This window comes from Haemophilus sp. SZY H8 (assembly GCF_018829755.1).
GTDB lineage: Bacteria > Pseudomonadota > Gammaproteobacteria > Enterobacterales > Pasteurellaceae > Haemophilus > Haemophilus haemolyticus_K.
The window spans coordinates 210,585-224,266 of the sequence record NZ_JAHKJY010000003.1 but is presented as its reverse complement, the minus strand read 5'-3'; the positions used below and the strand labels follow the sequence as shown (position 1 = coordinate 224,266).

The 13,682-nt window shown below is 39.7% G+C and carries 14 protein-coding genes; 7 read left to right on the top strand and 7 right to left on the bottom strand.

Annotated elements, in window-relative coordinates; all coding sequences use genetic code 11:
- Nucleotides 1-13 precede the first annotated feature (13 nt).
- Nucleotides 14-325, top strand: coding sequence for a DUF5389 family protein (locus tag KKW16_RS06490; protein WP_215768079.1), 312 nt, complete (start codon nucleotides 14-16; stop codon nucleotides 323-325).
- 40 nt (nucleotides 326-365) lie between these two features.
- On the opposite strand, the gene glmU is transcribed toward KKW16_RS06490, so the two are convergent.
- From glmU to hflD, 5 genes are all read right to left on the bottom strand, one after another.
- Nucleotides 366-1,736: a bifunctional UDP-N-acetylglucosamine diphosphorylase/glucosamine-1-phosphate N-acetyltransferase GlmU gene (gene glmU, locus KKW16_RS06485; protein WP_215768078.1), complete on the bottom strand. Its 1,371-nt coding sequence runs from the start codon at nucleotides 1,734-1,736 to the stop codon at nucleotides 366-368.
- Between the two features lie 158 nt (nucleotides 1,737-1,894).
- A complete protein-coding gene (gene rplL, locus KKW16_RS06480) occupies nucleotides 1,895-2,266 on the bottom strand; it encodes a 50S ribosomal protein L7/L12 (RefSeq protein ID WP_005626607.1) in 372 nt (123 codons plus the stop codon).
- 54 nt (nucleotides 2,267-2,320) lie between these two features.
- Nucleotides 2,321-2,812 (bottom strand): 50S ribosomal protein L10, encoded by a 492-nt coding sequence (gene rplJ / locus KKW16_RS06475; RefSeq protein ID WP_005626605.1) that lies wholly within the window; start codon nucleotides 2,810-2,812, stop codon nucleotides 2,321-2,323.
- Nucleotides 2,813-3,083: 271 nt separating this feature from the next.
- Complete coding sequence (gene purB, locus KKW16_RS06470; protein ID WP_215768077.1) at nucleotides 3,084-4,454, bottom strand: adenylosuccinate lyase; 1,371 nt, start codon at nucleotides 4,452-4,454, stop codon at nucleotides 3,084-3,086.
- Nucleotides 4,455-4,476: 22 nt separating this feature from the next.
- A complete protein-coding gene (gene hflD, locus KKW16_RS06465; RefSeq protein WP_005638526.1) occupies nucleotides 4,477-5,094 on the bottom strand; it encodes a high frequency lysogenization protein HflD in 618 nt (205 codons plus the stop codon).
- 128 nt (nucleotides 5,095-5,222) lie between these two features.
- Between hflD and trpS the strand changes: the two genes are divergently transcribed.
- Together trpS and KKW16_RS06455 are read left to right on the top strand one after the other, a co-directional pair.
- Nucleotides 5,223-6,227, top strand: a complete 1,005-nt coding sequence (gene trpS, locus KKW16_RS06460; protein WP_048953341.1) for a tryptophan--tRNA ligase — start codon at nucleotides 5,223-5,225, stop codon at nucleotides 6,225-6,227.
- Nucleotides 6,228-6,249: 22 nt separating this feature from the next.
- Nucleotides 6,250-6,540, top strand: a complete 291-nt coding sequence (locus KKW16_RS06455) for a YfcZ/YiiS family protein (RefSeq protein ID WP_005665629.1) — start codon at nucleotides 6,250-6,252, stop codon at nucleotides 6,538-6,540.
- Nucleotides 6,541-6,588: 48 nt separating this feature from the next.
- Here the strand turns inward: KKW16_RS06455 and dusA are convergent, their stop codons facing one another.
- Together dusA and KKW16_RS06445 are read right to left on the bottom strand one after the other, a co-directional pair.
- A complete protein-coding gene (dusA, locus tag KKW16_RS06450; protein WP_048953339.1) occupies nucleotides 6,589-7,578 on the bottom strand; it encodes a tRNA dihydrouridine(20/20a) synthase DusA in 990 nt (329 codons plus the stop codon).
- Nucleotides 7,579-7,580: 2 nt separating this feature from the next.
- Entirely contained in the window at nucleotides 7,581-8,966 is a 1,386-nt protein-coding gene (locus KKW16_RS06445; protein WP_140578714.1) for a chloride channel protein, read from the bottom strand.
- A 268-nt stretch (nucleotides 8,967-9,234) separates the two neighbouring features.
- Here KKW16_RS06445 and rpsL point away from each other — a divergent pair, with 268 nt between their 5' ends.
- The 4 genes from rpsL (at nucleotide 9,235) to tuf (ending at nucleotide 13,670) form a co-directional block, all read left to right on the top strand.
- Entirely contained in the window at nucleotides 9,235-9,609 is a 375-nt protein-coding gene (rpsL, locus tag KKW16_RS06440; protein ID WP_005543325.1) for a 30S ribosomal protein S12, read from the top strand.
- 157 nt (nucleotides 9,610-9,766) lie between these two features.
- Nucleotides 9,767-10,237 carry a 30S ribosomal protein S7 gene (gene rpsG, locus KKW16_RS06435; protein WP_005626581.1) on the top strand — a complete coding sequence of 157 codons (471 nt, stop codon included), beginning with the start codon at nucleotides 9,767-9,769 and terminating at the stop codon, nucleotides 10,235-10,237.
- 83 nt (nucleotides 10,238-10,320) lie between these two features.
- A complete protein-coding gene (gene fusA, locus KKW16_RS06430; RefSeq protein WP_005638535.1) occupies nucleotides 10,321-12,423 on the top strand; it encodes an elongation factor G in 2,103 nt (700 codons plus the stop codon).
- A 62-nt stretch (nucleotides 12,424-12,485) separates the two neighbouring features.
- The gene (gene tuf / locus KKW16_RS06425; protein ID WP_005636071.1) at nucleotides 12,486-13,670 is read left to right on the top strand and encodes an elongation factor Tu; all 1,185 of its coding nucleotides are present in this window, start codon (nucleotides 12,486-12,488) and stop codon (nucleotides 13,668-13,670) included.
- Nucleotides 13,671-13,682: the final 12 nt, after the last annotated feature.

The window sequence follows — 13,682 nt, the reverse complement described above, 5'->3', positions numbered from 1 at the left end:
AAAATTTTAAGTTATGACAAGACAATCTTTGCCTTGTGGCTTTAGTTTATTTTCTTGGGGATTAGCTGTTTTTTGTGCCCCTGTATTGTTATGTCCGATGGCTCTGTTGCTTTCCACTACATTTGAGAAAAATTCAAACTTAGAAACTTGGCAAGTTAATTTATTCTCAATATTTTTTTGGATTTATCCTATTATTCTTGCGGTGGTAGCTCGAATTTTATATTGCCTACATCAGAGAAAACCAAAATTGGCTTTTAAATTATTGGTATTAAGTGCGGTCATTTTTTATGTAGTTTTAATTATGATTTGTAAAATCGGTTTATAAAAAAATCCTACGATAAAACGTAGGATTTTTTTATGCTATTTTATTTTTTCTTTGTTGGTCGCTGCCAATCTTGAATATGACGCTGAGGAATTCGTGTAATCACTAATTCATTTTCACCAACATCACGTGTAATTGTTGTACCGGCACCAATAGTTGCGCCATTTGCGACTTTCACTGGCGCGACTAATTGTGTATCAGATCCAACAAATACATCATCACCGATGATCGTTTTAAATTTATTTGCGCCATCGTAATTACAGGTGATGACACCCGCACCAATATTACAATTTGAGCCGATTTCTGAATCGCCAACATAGGTTAGATGATTTACTTTAGAACCTTTACCAACGGTAGATTTTTTAATTTCTACAAAGTTACCGACATGCGTTTCAGCTGCGAGTTCTGCACCTGGGCGTAAACGAGAAAATGGACCAATTGCGGCTTTTTCTCCCACTACAGAATCCTCTAGCACAGAATAGGGTTTTATTTCTACATCATTGCCAATAACAACATTTTTTAATACGCAACCTGCGCCAATTTTTACGCGATCGCCGAGTTTAACACTACCTTCTATAATAACATTAACGTCGATTTCCACATCTTTTCCATGCTCTAATGTTCCACGTAGGTCAAAGCGAGCGGGATCGTAAATCATTATGCCTTCAAGTAATAATTTGGAGGCTTGTTTATTTTGGAAATAACGTTCAAGTGCGGCTAATTGTAAGCGATTGTTTGCGCCTTCAACTTCCATGACATCTGTTGCTTGTACTGCAACAACTTGACAATTATCCTGGTTTGCGAGAGCAATAAGATCCGTTAAGTAATATTCGCCTTGAGCATTATTATTGCCTACACGAGCTAGCCATTTTTTGAAACTTGCACCATCGGATACCATAACGCCAGTATTTACTTCTTTAATATTTAGTTGATCAGCATTTGCATCTTTTTGTTCTACAATTGCTACAACATTCCCATTTTCACGAATAATTCGTCCATAGCCTGTTGGGTTATCTAAATTTACGGTAAGCAATGCAATGCCATTTTCTGGTTTCGCTTCAATTAATTTTTCTAATGTTTCTTTAGTTATTAATGGTGCATCGCCGTAAAGTACAATAATATTTTCGTTATCTTTAAAGAAAGGTGCCGCTTGTTGAACTGCATGTGCAGTACCTAGTTGTTCTGTTTGTAATACCCAATTTACTTGTTCATTTGCAAGATGGGTACGCATTAAGTCTCCACCGTGGCCATAGATCAAATGAATATTTTCTGCACCTAATTGATGAGCAGTATCAATTACATGTTTTACCATTGGTTTACCAGCTATTTTATGTAGTACTTTTGGTAAATCGGAATACATGCGCGTTCCTTTTCCGGCTGCTAAAATTATCGCACTTAATGCTTTTGTAGTCATAGATTTTCTCTTTATTTATAAATAATAATGGGAGATATTTTATCGTAGAAAGGAGAAGATGATAAGTTTTTAAATTAAGGAAGTTACGGCTTTTTAGATAGGAAAAAACCGATGGTTTCCCATCGGTTTTCTGAATTTTAAAGTGGTTAAAATAGAAATTATTTAACTTCTACTTGTGCACCCGCTTCTTCTAATTCTTTCTTAAGTGCTTCAGCTTCTTCTTTAGAAACACCTTCTTTTAATGCTGCTGGAGCAGATTCAACTAAATCTTTAGCTTCTTTTAAGCCTAAACCAGTTGCACCACGTACTGCTTTGATTACTGCTACTTTGTTAGCACCAGCTGCTGCAAGAATTACGTCGAATTCAGTTTTTTCTTCTGCTGCCGCTGCGCCGCCTGCTGCTGGAGCTGCTGCTACTGCTGCCGCTGCTGAAACACCGAATTTTTCTTCCATCGCTGCGATTAATTCAACGATTTCAGTTACAGTTTTTGAAGCAATCGCTTCAATGATTTGTTCGTTAGTTAATGACATAACAATCAATTCCTAAAATAAATAAAGTTAAATGAAGTAAGAAACGCTTAATGATTAAGCTGCTTCTTGTAATTTGTCGCGTAATGCCGCGAAGGTGCGAGCAAGTTTGCCTGCTGCAGCTTCTTTCATTGTGCCCATTAAACGTGCAATCGCTTCTTCGTAAGTTGGTAATGTTGCCAAGAATTCAACATCTTGGATTTTACCTTCAAAGGCTGCACCTTTAATTTCAAACTTATCGTTTGCTTTAGCAAACTCTTTGAACAAACGAGCAGCTGCGCCCGGGTGTTCGTTAGAGAACGCGATAAGTGTTGGACCTACAAACGTATCTTTTAAGCATTCGTAATCTGTGCCTTCAACTGCGCGACGTAATAAAGTATTACGAACTACACGCATTGTAACGCCAGCTTCACGTGCTGATTTACGTAATTCAGTCATTTTCTCAACAGTTACACCGCGAGAATCCGCGATTACTGCTGAAAGTGCACCTTTGGCTGCTTCATTTACTTCAGCAACAATTGCTTGTTTGTCTTGAAGATTTAATGCCATTGGCTTTTAGCTCCTGAATACACTCCGATTGCTCGGAATTAATTTACCTAATCATTAGACTAGGATGACTTCGGCGCCCAGAAGCAAGAAAAATTCTTATTCTGTTCACCATCTACGTAGGATAATTAAGATTACTCCCCTACGGTCTTGGATGGGGCTTGAATAGGTCAAGCACCAACCAGAAATTTGTTAGATTGACTAACACAGGCGCAGGATTATAGAGAAAAGCTATGTTCTTGTAAAGGATATTGTTGGAAAAAGAACCAAATTCCTATGATAGTTTCTCTACTAATTCCACTGCAGCCCCAATATAAGTAGCGGGTGTTAATTTTTGTAAACGTAATTTTTCTTCTTGTGGAATATCCAACTTATCAATAAATTCACGCATAGCCTGTTCTGTCACTCGTTTACCTCGCGTTAATTCTTTTAATTTTTCGTAAGGTTTTTCTATTCCATAGCGACGCATTACGGTTTGAATTGGTTCGGCCAAAACTTCCCAGTTTTGATTGAGTTCTTCTAATAAGTGCGGTTTATTTACTTCAAGTTTACTAATGCCTTTGCGTGTTGAAGCATAAGCGATCAAACAATAACCTAATCCTACGCCTAAATTACGTAATACGGTTGAATCCGTTAAGTCACGCTGCCAGCGAGAAATTGGTAACTTTTGACCTAAGTGGGTCATTACTGCATTGGCTAACCCTAGATTGCCCTCTGAGTTTTCAAAATCAATTGGATTGACTTTGTGTGGCATGGTAGAAGAACCGATTTCGCCTGCAATAGTCCGTTGTTTAAAGTGATTTAATGCAATGTATCCCCATAAATCCCGATCAAAATCAATGATAATGGTATTAAAGCGTACTACAGCATCAAAAAATTCAGCGATGTAATCGTGCGGCTCAATTTGCGTGGTATAAGGATTCCATTGAATACCTAATGAAGTGACAAATTCTTCGCTGAATTTATGCCAATCAATATTAGGATATGCCGATAAATGCGCATTGTAGTTACCTACCGCGCCATTGATTTTACCTAAGATTTCTGCGTTCTGAAGTTGTTTAAATTGACGTTTTAGACGGTAAACGATATTCGCCATTTCTTTGCCCACTGTGCTTGGTGAAGCTGGTTGGCCATGTGTACGAGAAAGTAATGGAATCGTTTTATATTCTTCTGCAAGACGAGTGATTTCATCAATGAGTTTTTGCCATTCTGGTAAAATCACTTCGTCACGAGCGGTGCTTAACATTAACGCGTGAGAGAGGTTGTTAATATCTTCTGAGGTGCAAGCGAAGTGAATAAATTCGGACACGTTCACTAGTTCCAGTTTATTTTGAATTTTCTCTTTCAGAAAATACTCAACGGCTTTCATATCGTGATTAGTTGTGCGCTCAATTTCTTTAATACGCGCAGCATCTGTCTCATTAAAATTAGCCATAATTCCATCTAAAAAAGCATTTGCTTGCGTAGAAAATGGCGGTACTTCGGTAATGTCTGCCGTTGAAGCTAATTTTTGTAACCAACGAACTTCCACAGCTACACGGAATTTCATTAACCCGAATTCGCTAAAAATAGCGCGTAATGGAGTTACTTTATCTTGATAACGACCATCAAGAGGGGAAAGTGCGGTCAGTGTAGAGAGTTGCATAAATGTTTGCTCCAGAATTGTATTAATAAATAGAAGAATAAATCTGTTTTGCGGTGGCAAGTAATTTTCTGCGAAAAAATAAAATTTGCCATTTTGTTCCACCCATTTGTTTCCACAGCACGGCAGAGCGAATGCCTGCAAGTAAAACTGCACGAATTTTATTTTGCACGAGTTCTTGTCGCAAATAATCAGGCGAGCCTAGTATGTGAATTTTTTTGCCCAATGGGCTAATAACGTCGCTGTAAATGTTTGCCATAATAGATAACATTGTTTCACTATCGCGAGCGTAATGAATTTCTTGTTCTTTTAGGCGAGAAATTCGATTGCCCAATGTTTGTTTGGCATCGGGATTTTTCGATAATTTTCCTTCTAATGCCAAAAGGCTTAACCAATAGCGAGTTAAATTTTGATCGCCTTGTGCATTGAGCTGGTGAATTAAGGTTTCTAGACCTAATTTTAAATGACGAACTTCGCCACCAAAAACATCTTCGATTCGTTGTGGTTGGGTAATGAAAAGGCTATTAAGTGCGGTTAAAAATGTATCTGAATCTGCTCGACTTTCTGTTGCAAGTTGATGAACCAATTTTGCTGATTGGCACACGCCAGCAAGGGCAAGAACAATATCGTGGTAGTTTTTCATTAGAAAATATTAGGAAAACGTTTTCGTTAAATATAGCATTTTTAACCTAGCTTTTGAACTCGAACATTAAAAAAGCCTAGAGTTTCTGGTATGATGTGCGAACAGTTTTAAGGTATTAAGGATTGATTATGGCAAAACCAATTGTTTTTAGTGGCGTGCAGCCTTCTGGTGAATTAACTATCGGAAATTATTTGGGCGCGTTGCGCAACTGGGTGAAGATGCAAGAAGATTATGAATGTATTTTCTGCGTAGTTGATTTACATGCAATCACTGTTCGTCAAGATCCTGTTGCCCTTCGCAAAGCAACGCTTGATGTGCTTGCACTTTATTTAGCGTGCGGAATTGATCCAAATAAAAGTACTATTTTTGTTCAATCTCATGTTCCAGAACACACGCAATTAAGCTGGGTGTTAAACTGCTACACCTATTTCGGTGAAATGAGCCGAATGACCCAATTTAAAGATAAATCAGCGCGTTATGCAGAAAATATTAACGTAGGTTTGTTTGATTATCCTGTGTTAATGGCGGCGGATATTTTACTTTATCAAGCAAAAAGCGTGCCTGTTGGCGATGACCAAAAACAACACTTAGAAATTACGCGTGATATTGCAAACCGCTTTAATGCGCTCTATGGCAATATTTTCACCATTCCTGAAATTTTCATTGGAAAAGCAGGGGCGCGTATTATGTCATTGCAAGATCCTGAAAAGAAAATGTCAAAATCAGATGATAACCGCAACAACGTGGTGACACTTTTGGAAGATCCAAAATCTGTAGCGAAGAAAATTAAACGTGCCGTAACAGATTCAGATGAGCCGCCTGTTGTTCGTTATGACGTGCAAAATAAAGCGGGGGTATCCAATCTTTTAGATATTCTTTCTGCGGTTACGGATAAGCCAATTGCTGAGCTTGAAAAAGAATTTGAAGGTAAAATGTACGGACATTTAAAAACAGCAGTAGCGGATGAAGTATCAACTTTACTTGCTGGTTTACAAGAACGTTTCCATCAATATCGTAATGATGAAGCTTTATTAGATAATATCTTACGACAAGGAGCGGAAAAAGCGCGTGCAAAAGCGCAAGAAACCTTGGTAAAAGTGTATGAAGCAGTAGGTTTTGTTGCTGCAAAATAATCTGAATAAAAGGGATAATATTATGGCGATTCAAACTGAAAAACCGATTGAATGTGTAGGTTGTAACACATTTGATATGAAATCACTTTTCGATAATCGTGATTGTAGTCAGGTTATTGAATATGTTTATGACAGTGAAGAACAAGCGCAAGAAGCGCTCGCATTTTTTACTCAGAAAGCGCGTGATGTAGAAAGTGAACCTTGTGAAATTCAATCTGAAATTACAAAAGTGGATGATGGCTATTTATTAAAGGCAGATTTCACTTTCTGTTGCCAAGCTGAATTGGTGATTTTTCAAATGCGTATTGCGTAAGAAAAATCGCTGAAAAATAAGCCGCACTTTTGCGGCTTATTTTGTTTTTTATGATTCGTTTTCTACAAAGCTTAAGGCGGTTTCAACTACTTCAACTCCTGCACCTTGTTTAAACGCATTTTCACTTAAATAGCGTCGCCATTGACGAGCACCTTTGCAATTTTGGAATGCGCCTAACATATGGCGGACGATATGATTAAGGTGTATGCCTTGGCTAAGTTGTTGTTCAATATAAGGAAGCATTGACTGTACTGCTTCATGAGCGGTAACAATTGGTGCGTTAGGATCAAATAAGGCTTGGTCAATTTGCCCAAGTAAACTTGGATTTTGATAGGCCTCTCGCCCAACCATCACGCCGTCTACATATTGCAAATGTTGCTTCATTTCTTCAATGGTTTTTATGCCACCATTAATTGCGATAGTTAGATGTGGAAAATCACGTTTTAGTTGATACACCCGAGCATAATCTAATGGCGGAATTTCTCGATTTTCTTTCGGGCTTAATCCTGAAAGCCAAGCTTTTCGTGCGTGGATAATAAACTCTTGGCAACCTTTTCCTTGAACCTTTTCAATAAAATCACATAAAAATTCATAGCTGTCTAATTCATCAATGCCAATACGCGTTTTCACCGTGACTGGAATTTTGACCGCACTTTGCATTTGTTCTACACAGTCTGCCACCAAATCTGCTTTTGCCATTAAGCAAGCACCAAACATTCCATTTTGTACGCGATCAGAAGGGCATCCTACATTAAGATTAATTTCGTGATAGTCTCGTTCCTCAGCAAGTTTTGCGCAATATTTTAGTTGTTCAGGATCGCTTCCTCCCAGCTGTAACGCAACGGGATTTTCTTGTAAATCAAAATCCAAGTGATCGTATTTGGCATAGATAATCGCAGGTGCGGTGACCATTTCAGTGTAAAGTAATGCATGTTTTGAAAATTGGCGATGAAAATAACGACAATGGCGTGTTGTCCAATCTAACATTGGCGCAACAGAAAAACGGCCGCGGTAAAAGTGCGGTAGATTTTGAGGCATTTTTATTTCTCTTGTTCGGTTTTGCTGCGTAATTCTTCGGCTTGGCGAGCTTGCATTTGCTGGCGAAAACGGCCTGCAGCAAAGTGGTAAAATGGTTTTGGACTAAATTGGCGCGAGATTATGGATGCAATAATGCTGGAAATCAAGAGCCAAATGAGAACGGGTTGTGCACCTGTCATTTCCATTACAACAACACTGGCGGTAACTGGAGATTGTGTGCCGCCAGCTAAAAACGCCGCCATACATAAAATTACTAAAAAACGTTGATCGACCATACCGCCACTGAGATCCCAAAGCATTGCGCCAATGCCCGCTCCTGTTGTTAGTGATGGGGTAAAGATACCACCGGCAATACCATTCCAATAAGTGGCCACCGTTGCCAAAAGTTTAAGGATGCCAATTTCGGGATCTATGGACTGCCCTTCTAAAGCGTGTGCAACAACCTCATAGCCAGTACCATAAGTTTGTCCGTGAGTGTAACTGCCGAGTGCGGCAAGCACTAAACCCAATAATAAAGCAATATAAATAGGATGTTGGCGAACCCAGCCTCGCCATTTATCAGGTGATAATCCTGCGAGACCTTTTGCTAATAATCGTCCAAATATGCCACCTAGAATGCCACAAACCACCCCACAAATTGCAAGACAAAGATAGAGATAAGAAACAGATGTTGCCCCTTGATAGCTTGGAAAATAAGGGCTGTTTCCTTGAATCGCGACAAGAATAAAACCTGCGGCTAATACGCCCATCAATACACGTCGTTCCCAACGTAACATTACGCCACGTCCAAGTTCTTCAATCGCAAATATCACGCCAGCCAAAGGTGCATTAAAGGCTGCTGCAAGCCCACCTGCTGCACCTGTAGCAAGTAATTCATTGGTGCTTAATCCTCTAAATGCTAAATTATGTTTTCTACAATAATTTCCCCACGCAAGCATAACAGCTGCGCCAACTTGTACCGATGGTCCTTCACGTCCAACAGATGCGCCAATAAGCATTGCTAGAAAGGTAAGAGGAATTTTCCAAATAGTTTGGCTGAATCCAACTAATTTGGTTTTATAGCTACTATGAGGAAGATTAATTGATGCAATGACTTGCGGAATACCGCTTCCTCCAACATATGGAGTATATTTTTTTGTAAACCAAGTCAGGCAAGCCATGCCTAGGGGTAAAACAAACCAAACTGCAATAGGATATTTAGATGACCAGTGAGCGTTTAATTCTAGGCCAAGATCAGATAATTTCGCAAAGCAAAATGAAAAGAGTGAGACAAATGTCGCACCTATAATTAGGCAGATAAATTCTAAACTTTTGTGGGAAATTCTGTGTGTTTGGCGTAGTTTTTTATGGAAGAAATAGCGTAAGTGAAATTGGAGCGAGCGTAACATAATCATTATAATTTAATACTAATTAAGTAGAAATTATAAAACTGTCATTTCGCTGGGGCAATTGGTTTGGCATTTTGAATAAAAAAGTGCGGTGAATTTGGGAAGCGTTTTTGTACGCAACGAAAGATCCTTTCACGGATCTTTGGCACTGTTTAATTATTGACAATAAACCTCAGAACGATTAAAATTCGCCGTCTATTTCTGTATGGAAGTAGATTTTTTGAACAACATTCTATTATTGAATAACATTTAAACTGGAGCTTTTTTAATGGCAACTATCAACCAGCTAGTACGCAAACCGCGTGTGAAAAAGGTTGTAAAAAGCAACGTTCCTGCATTAGAGGCTTGCCCGCAGAAACGTGGTGTATGTACTCGTGTATATACTACAACTCCTAAAAAACCAAACTCAGCGTTACGTAAAGTATGTCGTATCCGCTTAACTAACGGTTTTGAAGTAACTTCTTATATCGGTGGTGAAGGTCACAACCTTCAAGAGCACAGTGTTGTATTAATCCGTGGTGGTCGTGTTAAAGACTTACCGGGTGTGCGTTACCACACAGTACGCGGTGCATTAGACTGCGCAGGCGTTAAAGATCGTAAACAAGGTCGTTCTAAATACGGCGTTAAACGTCCTAAAGCTTAATGGTTCTCCGTTAAGTAAGGCCAAACGTCTAAATTAGCAAAACAATTTAAACCATAAACTCCAGTCAAAAAGCGCTTTGCGCTGCAAATTTTCTCAATGAGAAATATTGCTGATGGGTTTTGGATATCCTGAAGATTAAAATACGGAGAAATTCGCAATGCCACGTCGTCGTAGTGTTGAAGCACGCAAGATTCTTCCAGATCCGAAGTTCGGTTCAGAATTACTTGCAAAATTTATTAATGTAATCATGGTAGACGGTAAAAAATCCGTTGCTGAATCAATCGTTTATGGTGCTTTAGAAACTTTAGCACAACGCACAGGTAAAGAGCCTTTAGAAGCGTTTGAAGTTGCACTTGAAAACGTACGTCCAACTGTTGAGGTTAAATCTCGTCGTGTTGGTGGTTCTACTTACCAAGTACCAGTTGAAGTGCGCCCTGTACGTCGTAACGCATTAGGTATGCGTTGGATCGTTGAAGCAGCACGTAAACGTGGTGATAAATCAATGGCTTTACGCCTTGCAAACGAATTATCTGATGCTTCAGATAATAAAGGTGCAGCAGTGAAAAAACGTGAAGATGTTCACCGCATGGCTGAAGCTAACAAAGCATTTGCTCACTACCGTTGGTAATAAGTTTTTGAATTTAAAGGGCTTCATCATTGATGAAGCCTTACCCTTATATAAACTGATATTAAATAAACAAGGTTATAATAATGGCTCGTACAACCCCTATTGAAAGATATCGTAATATCGGTATCAGTGCGCATATTGATGCGGGTAAAACCACTACTACTGAGCGTATCTTATTCTATACTGGTGTTAGCCACAAAATCGGTGAAGTGCACGATGGTGCCGCAACGATGGACTGGATGGAACAAGAACAAGAGCGTGGTATTACCATTACCTCTGCGGCAACAACTGCATTCTGGTCTGGTATGTCACAACAGTTCCAACAACACCGCATCAACGTTATCGATACTCCAGGACACGTAGACTTTACTGTTGAAGTAGAACGTTCTATGCGTGTTCTTGATGGTGCGGTAATGGTTTACTGTGCGGTTGGTGGTGTTCAACCACAATCTGAAACTGTATGGCGTCAAGCTAACAAATATCAAGTGCCACGTATTGCGTTCGTAAACAAGATGGACCGTACTGGTGCAAATTTCTTACGCGTAGTTGAGCAATTGAAAACTCGTTTAGGTGCTAACGCAGTTCCTCTTCAACTTCCAATTGGTGCAGAAGATAACTTCACCGGTGTTGTTGACTTGATCAAAATGAAAGCGATTAACTGGAATGAAGCAGATCAAGGTATGACATTTACCTATGAAGATGTGCCTGCAAATATGCAAGCAGACTGTGAAGAATGGCGTCAAAACCTTGTAGAAGCAGCAGCTGAAGCGTCTGAGGAATTAATGGAGAAATACTTAGGCGGTGAAGACTTAACTGAAGAAGAAATTAAGTCTGCATTACGTCAGCGTGTATTAGCAAGTGAAATTATCTTAGTAACCTGTGGTTCTGCATTCAAAAACAAAGGTGTTCAAGCTATGCTAGATGCCGTTGTTGAATATTTACCAGCGCCAACAGATATTCCAGCTATTAAAGGTATCAATCCAGATGAAACTGAAGGCGAACGTCATGCAAGTGATGAAGAACCATTCTCTTCATTAGCATTTAAAATTGCAACTGACCCGTTTGTAGGTAACTTAACCTTCTTCCGTGTATATTCTGGTGTTATTAATTCTGGTGACACAGTATTAAACTCTGTACGTCAAAAACGCGAACGTTTTGGTCGTATCGTACAGATGCACGCTAACAAACGTGAAGAAATTAAAGAAGTTCGTGCAGGTGACATTGCAGCTGCTATCGGCTTAAAAGATGTAACTACTGGTGATACATTATGTGCAATTGAAGCACCAATCATCCTTGAGCGTATGGAATTCCCAGAGCCAGTAATCTCTGTTGCGGTAGAACCAAAAACTAAAGCTGACCAAGAAAAAATGGGCTTAGCATTAGGTCGTTTAGCACAAGAAGACCCTTCATTCCGTGTTCACACTGATGAAGAATCTGGTGAAACCATTATTTCTGGTATGGGTGAGTTACACTTAGATATCATCGTTGACCGTATGAAACGTGAGTTTAAAGTGGAAGCTAACATCGGTAAACCACAAGTATCTTATCGTGAAACTATCCGCACTCGTGTTAATGATGTAGAAGGTAAACATGCAAAACAATCTGGTGGTCGTGGTCAATATGGTCACGTTGTTATTGACTTATATCCATTAGATCCAGAAGGCCCAGGTTACGAATTCGTAAATGAAATCAAAGGTGGTGTAATCCCTGGTGAATACATTCCTGCGGTTGATAAAGGTATCCAAGAACAGCTTAAATCTGGTCCATTAGCTGGTTACCCAGTAGTTGATCTTGGTGTACGTTTACACTTCGGTTCATACCATGATGTGGACTCATCTGAGTTAGCGTTTAAACTTGCTGCATCTTTAGCATTTAAAGCAGCATTCGCAAAAGCAAACCCAGTATTACTTGAGCCGATTATGAAAGTTGAAGTTGAAACTCCACCTGAATATGTTGGTGATGTAATTGGTGACTTAAGCCGTCGTCGTGCTATGGTGAACGGTCAAGAAGCGAATGAGTTCGTTGTTAAGATCGATGCTGAGGTTCCACTTTCAGAAATGTTCGGTTATGCAACAGACTTACGTTCACAAACTCAAGGTCGTGCATCATACTCAATGGAACCGTTAAAATATGCTGAAGCGCCAACAAGTGTTGCTGCTGCAGTAATTGAAGCGCGTAAAAAATAATTTTTGTAAACCAGCGGTATAAAACATGATTTTTATACCGCACTTCTTAGGAAACATTAGCAATGTCTAAAGAAAAATTTGAACGTACAAAACCGCACGTAAACGTGGGTACAATCGGCCACGTTGACCACGGTAAAACAACTTTAACAGCAGCAATCACAACCGTATTATCTAAACACTACGGTGGTGCAGCTCGCGCATTTGACCAAATTGATAACGCGCCAGAAGAAAAAGCGCGTGGTATCACCATCAACACTTCACACGTTGAATACGATACAGCAACTCGTCACTACGCACACGTTGACTGTCCGGGACACGCCGACTATGTAAAAAACATGATTACTGGTGCGGCACAAATGGATGGTGCTATCTTAGTAGTAGCAGCAACTGATGGTCCTATGCCACAAACTCGTGAGCATATCTTATTGGGTCGCCAAGTAGGTGTTCCATACATCATCGTATTCTTAAACAAATGCGACATGGTAGATGACGAAGAGTTATTAGAATTAGTAGAAATGGAAGTTCGTGAACTTCTTTCTCAATATGACTTCCCAGGTGACGATACACCAATCGTACGTGGTTCTGCATTACAAGCATTAAACGGCGTAGCAGAATGGGAAGAAAAAATCCTTGAATTAGCAAACCACTTAGATACTTACATCCCAGAGCCAGAGCGTGCGATTGACCAACCGTTCCTTCTTCCAATTGAAGATGTGTTCTCAATCTCAGGTCGTGGTACAGTAGTAACAGGTCGTGTAGAACGTGGTATCATCCGTACTGGTGATGAAGTAGAAATCGTAGGTATCAAACCAACAGCGAAAACTACTGTAACGGGTGTTGAAATGTTCCGTAAATTACTTGACGAAGGTCGTGCAGGTGAAAACATCGGTGCATTATTACGTGGTACAAAACGTGAAGAAATCGAACGTGGTCAAGTATTAGCGAAACCAGGTTCAATCACACCACACACTGACTTCGAATCAGAAGTGTACGTATTATCAAAAGATGAAGGTGGTCGTCATACTCCATTCTTCAAAGGTTACCGTCCACAATTCTATTTCCGTACAACTGACGTAACTGGTACTATCGAATTACCAGAAGGCGTGGAAATGGTAATGCCAGGCGATAACATCAAAATGACAGTAAGCTTAATCCACCCAATCGCGATGGACCAAGGTTTACGTTTCGCAATCCGTGAAGGTGGTCGTACAGTTGGTGCGGGCGTTGTAGCGAAAATCATCAAATAATAGATGTAGCGA

Excerpts from the sequence above, each read along its gene's own strand:
- KKW16_RS06445 (WP_140578714.1), bottom strand. The coding sequence starts at position 8,966 with ATGTTACGCTCGCTCCAATTTCACTTACGCTATTTCTTCCATAAAAAA.
- fusA (WP_005638535.1), top strand. The coding sequence starts at position 10,321 with ATGGCTCGTACAACCCCTATTGAAAGATATCGTAATATCGGTATCAGT.
- purB (WP_215768077.1), bottom strand. The coding sequence starts at position 4,454 with ATGCAACTCTCTACACTGACCGCACTTTCCCCTCTTGATGGTCGTTAT.
- rpsL (WP_005543325.1), top strand. The coding sequence starts at position 9,235 with ATGGCAACTATCAACCAGCTAGTACGCAAACCGCGTGTGAAAAAGGTT.
- glmU (WP_215768078.1), bottom strand. The coding sequence starts at position 1,736 with ATGACTACAAAAGCATTAAGTGCGATAATTTTAGCAGCCGGAAAAGGA.
- rplL (WP_005626607.1), bottom strand. The coding sequence starts at position 2,266 with ATGTCATTAACTAACGAACAAATCATTGAAGCGATTGCTTCAAAAACT.
- trpS (WP_048953341.1), top strand. The coding sequence starts at position 5,223 with ATGGCAAAACCAATTGTTTTTAGTGGCGTGCAGCCTTCTGGTGAATTA.
- KKW16_RS06490 (WP_215768079.1), top strand. The coding sequence starts at position 14 with ATGACAAGACAATCTTTGCCTTGTGGCTTTAGTTTATTTTCTTGGGGA.
- KKW16_RS06455 (WP_005665629.1), top strand. The coding sequence starts at position 6,250 with ATGGCGATTCAAACTGAAAAACCGATTGAATGTGTAGGTTGTAACACA.
- tuf (WP_005636071.1), top strand. The coding sequence starts at position 12,486 with ATGTCTAAAGAAAAATTTGAACGTACAAAACCGCACGTAAACGTGGGT.
- dusA (WP_048953339.1), bottom strand. The coding sequence starts at position 7,578 with ATGCCTCAAAATCTACCGCACTTTTACCGCGGCCGTTTTTCTGTTGCG.
- rplJ (WP_005626605.1), bottom strand. The coding sequence starts at position 2,812 with ATGGCATTAAATCTTCAAGACAAACAAGCAATTGTTGCTGAAGTAAAT.
- rpsG (WP_005626581.1), top strand. The coding sequence starts at position 9,767 with ATGCCACGTCGTCGTAGTGTTGAAGCACGCAAGATTCTTCCAGATCCG.
- hflD (WP_005638526.1), bottom strand. The coding sequence starts at position 5,094 with ATGAAAAACTACCACGATATTGTTCTTGCCCTTGCTGGCGTGTGCCAA.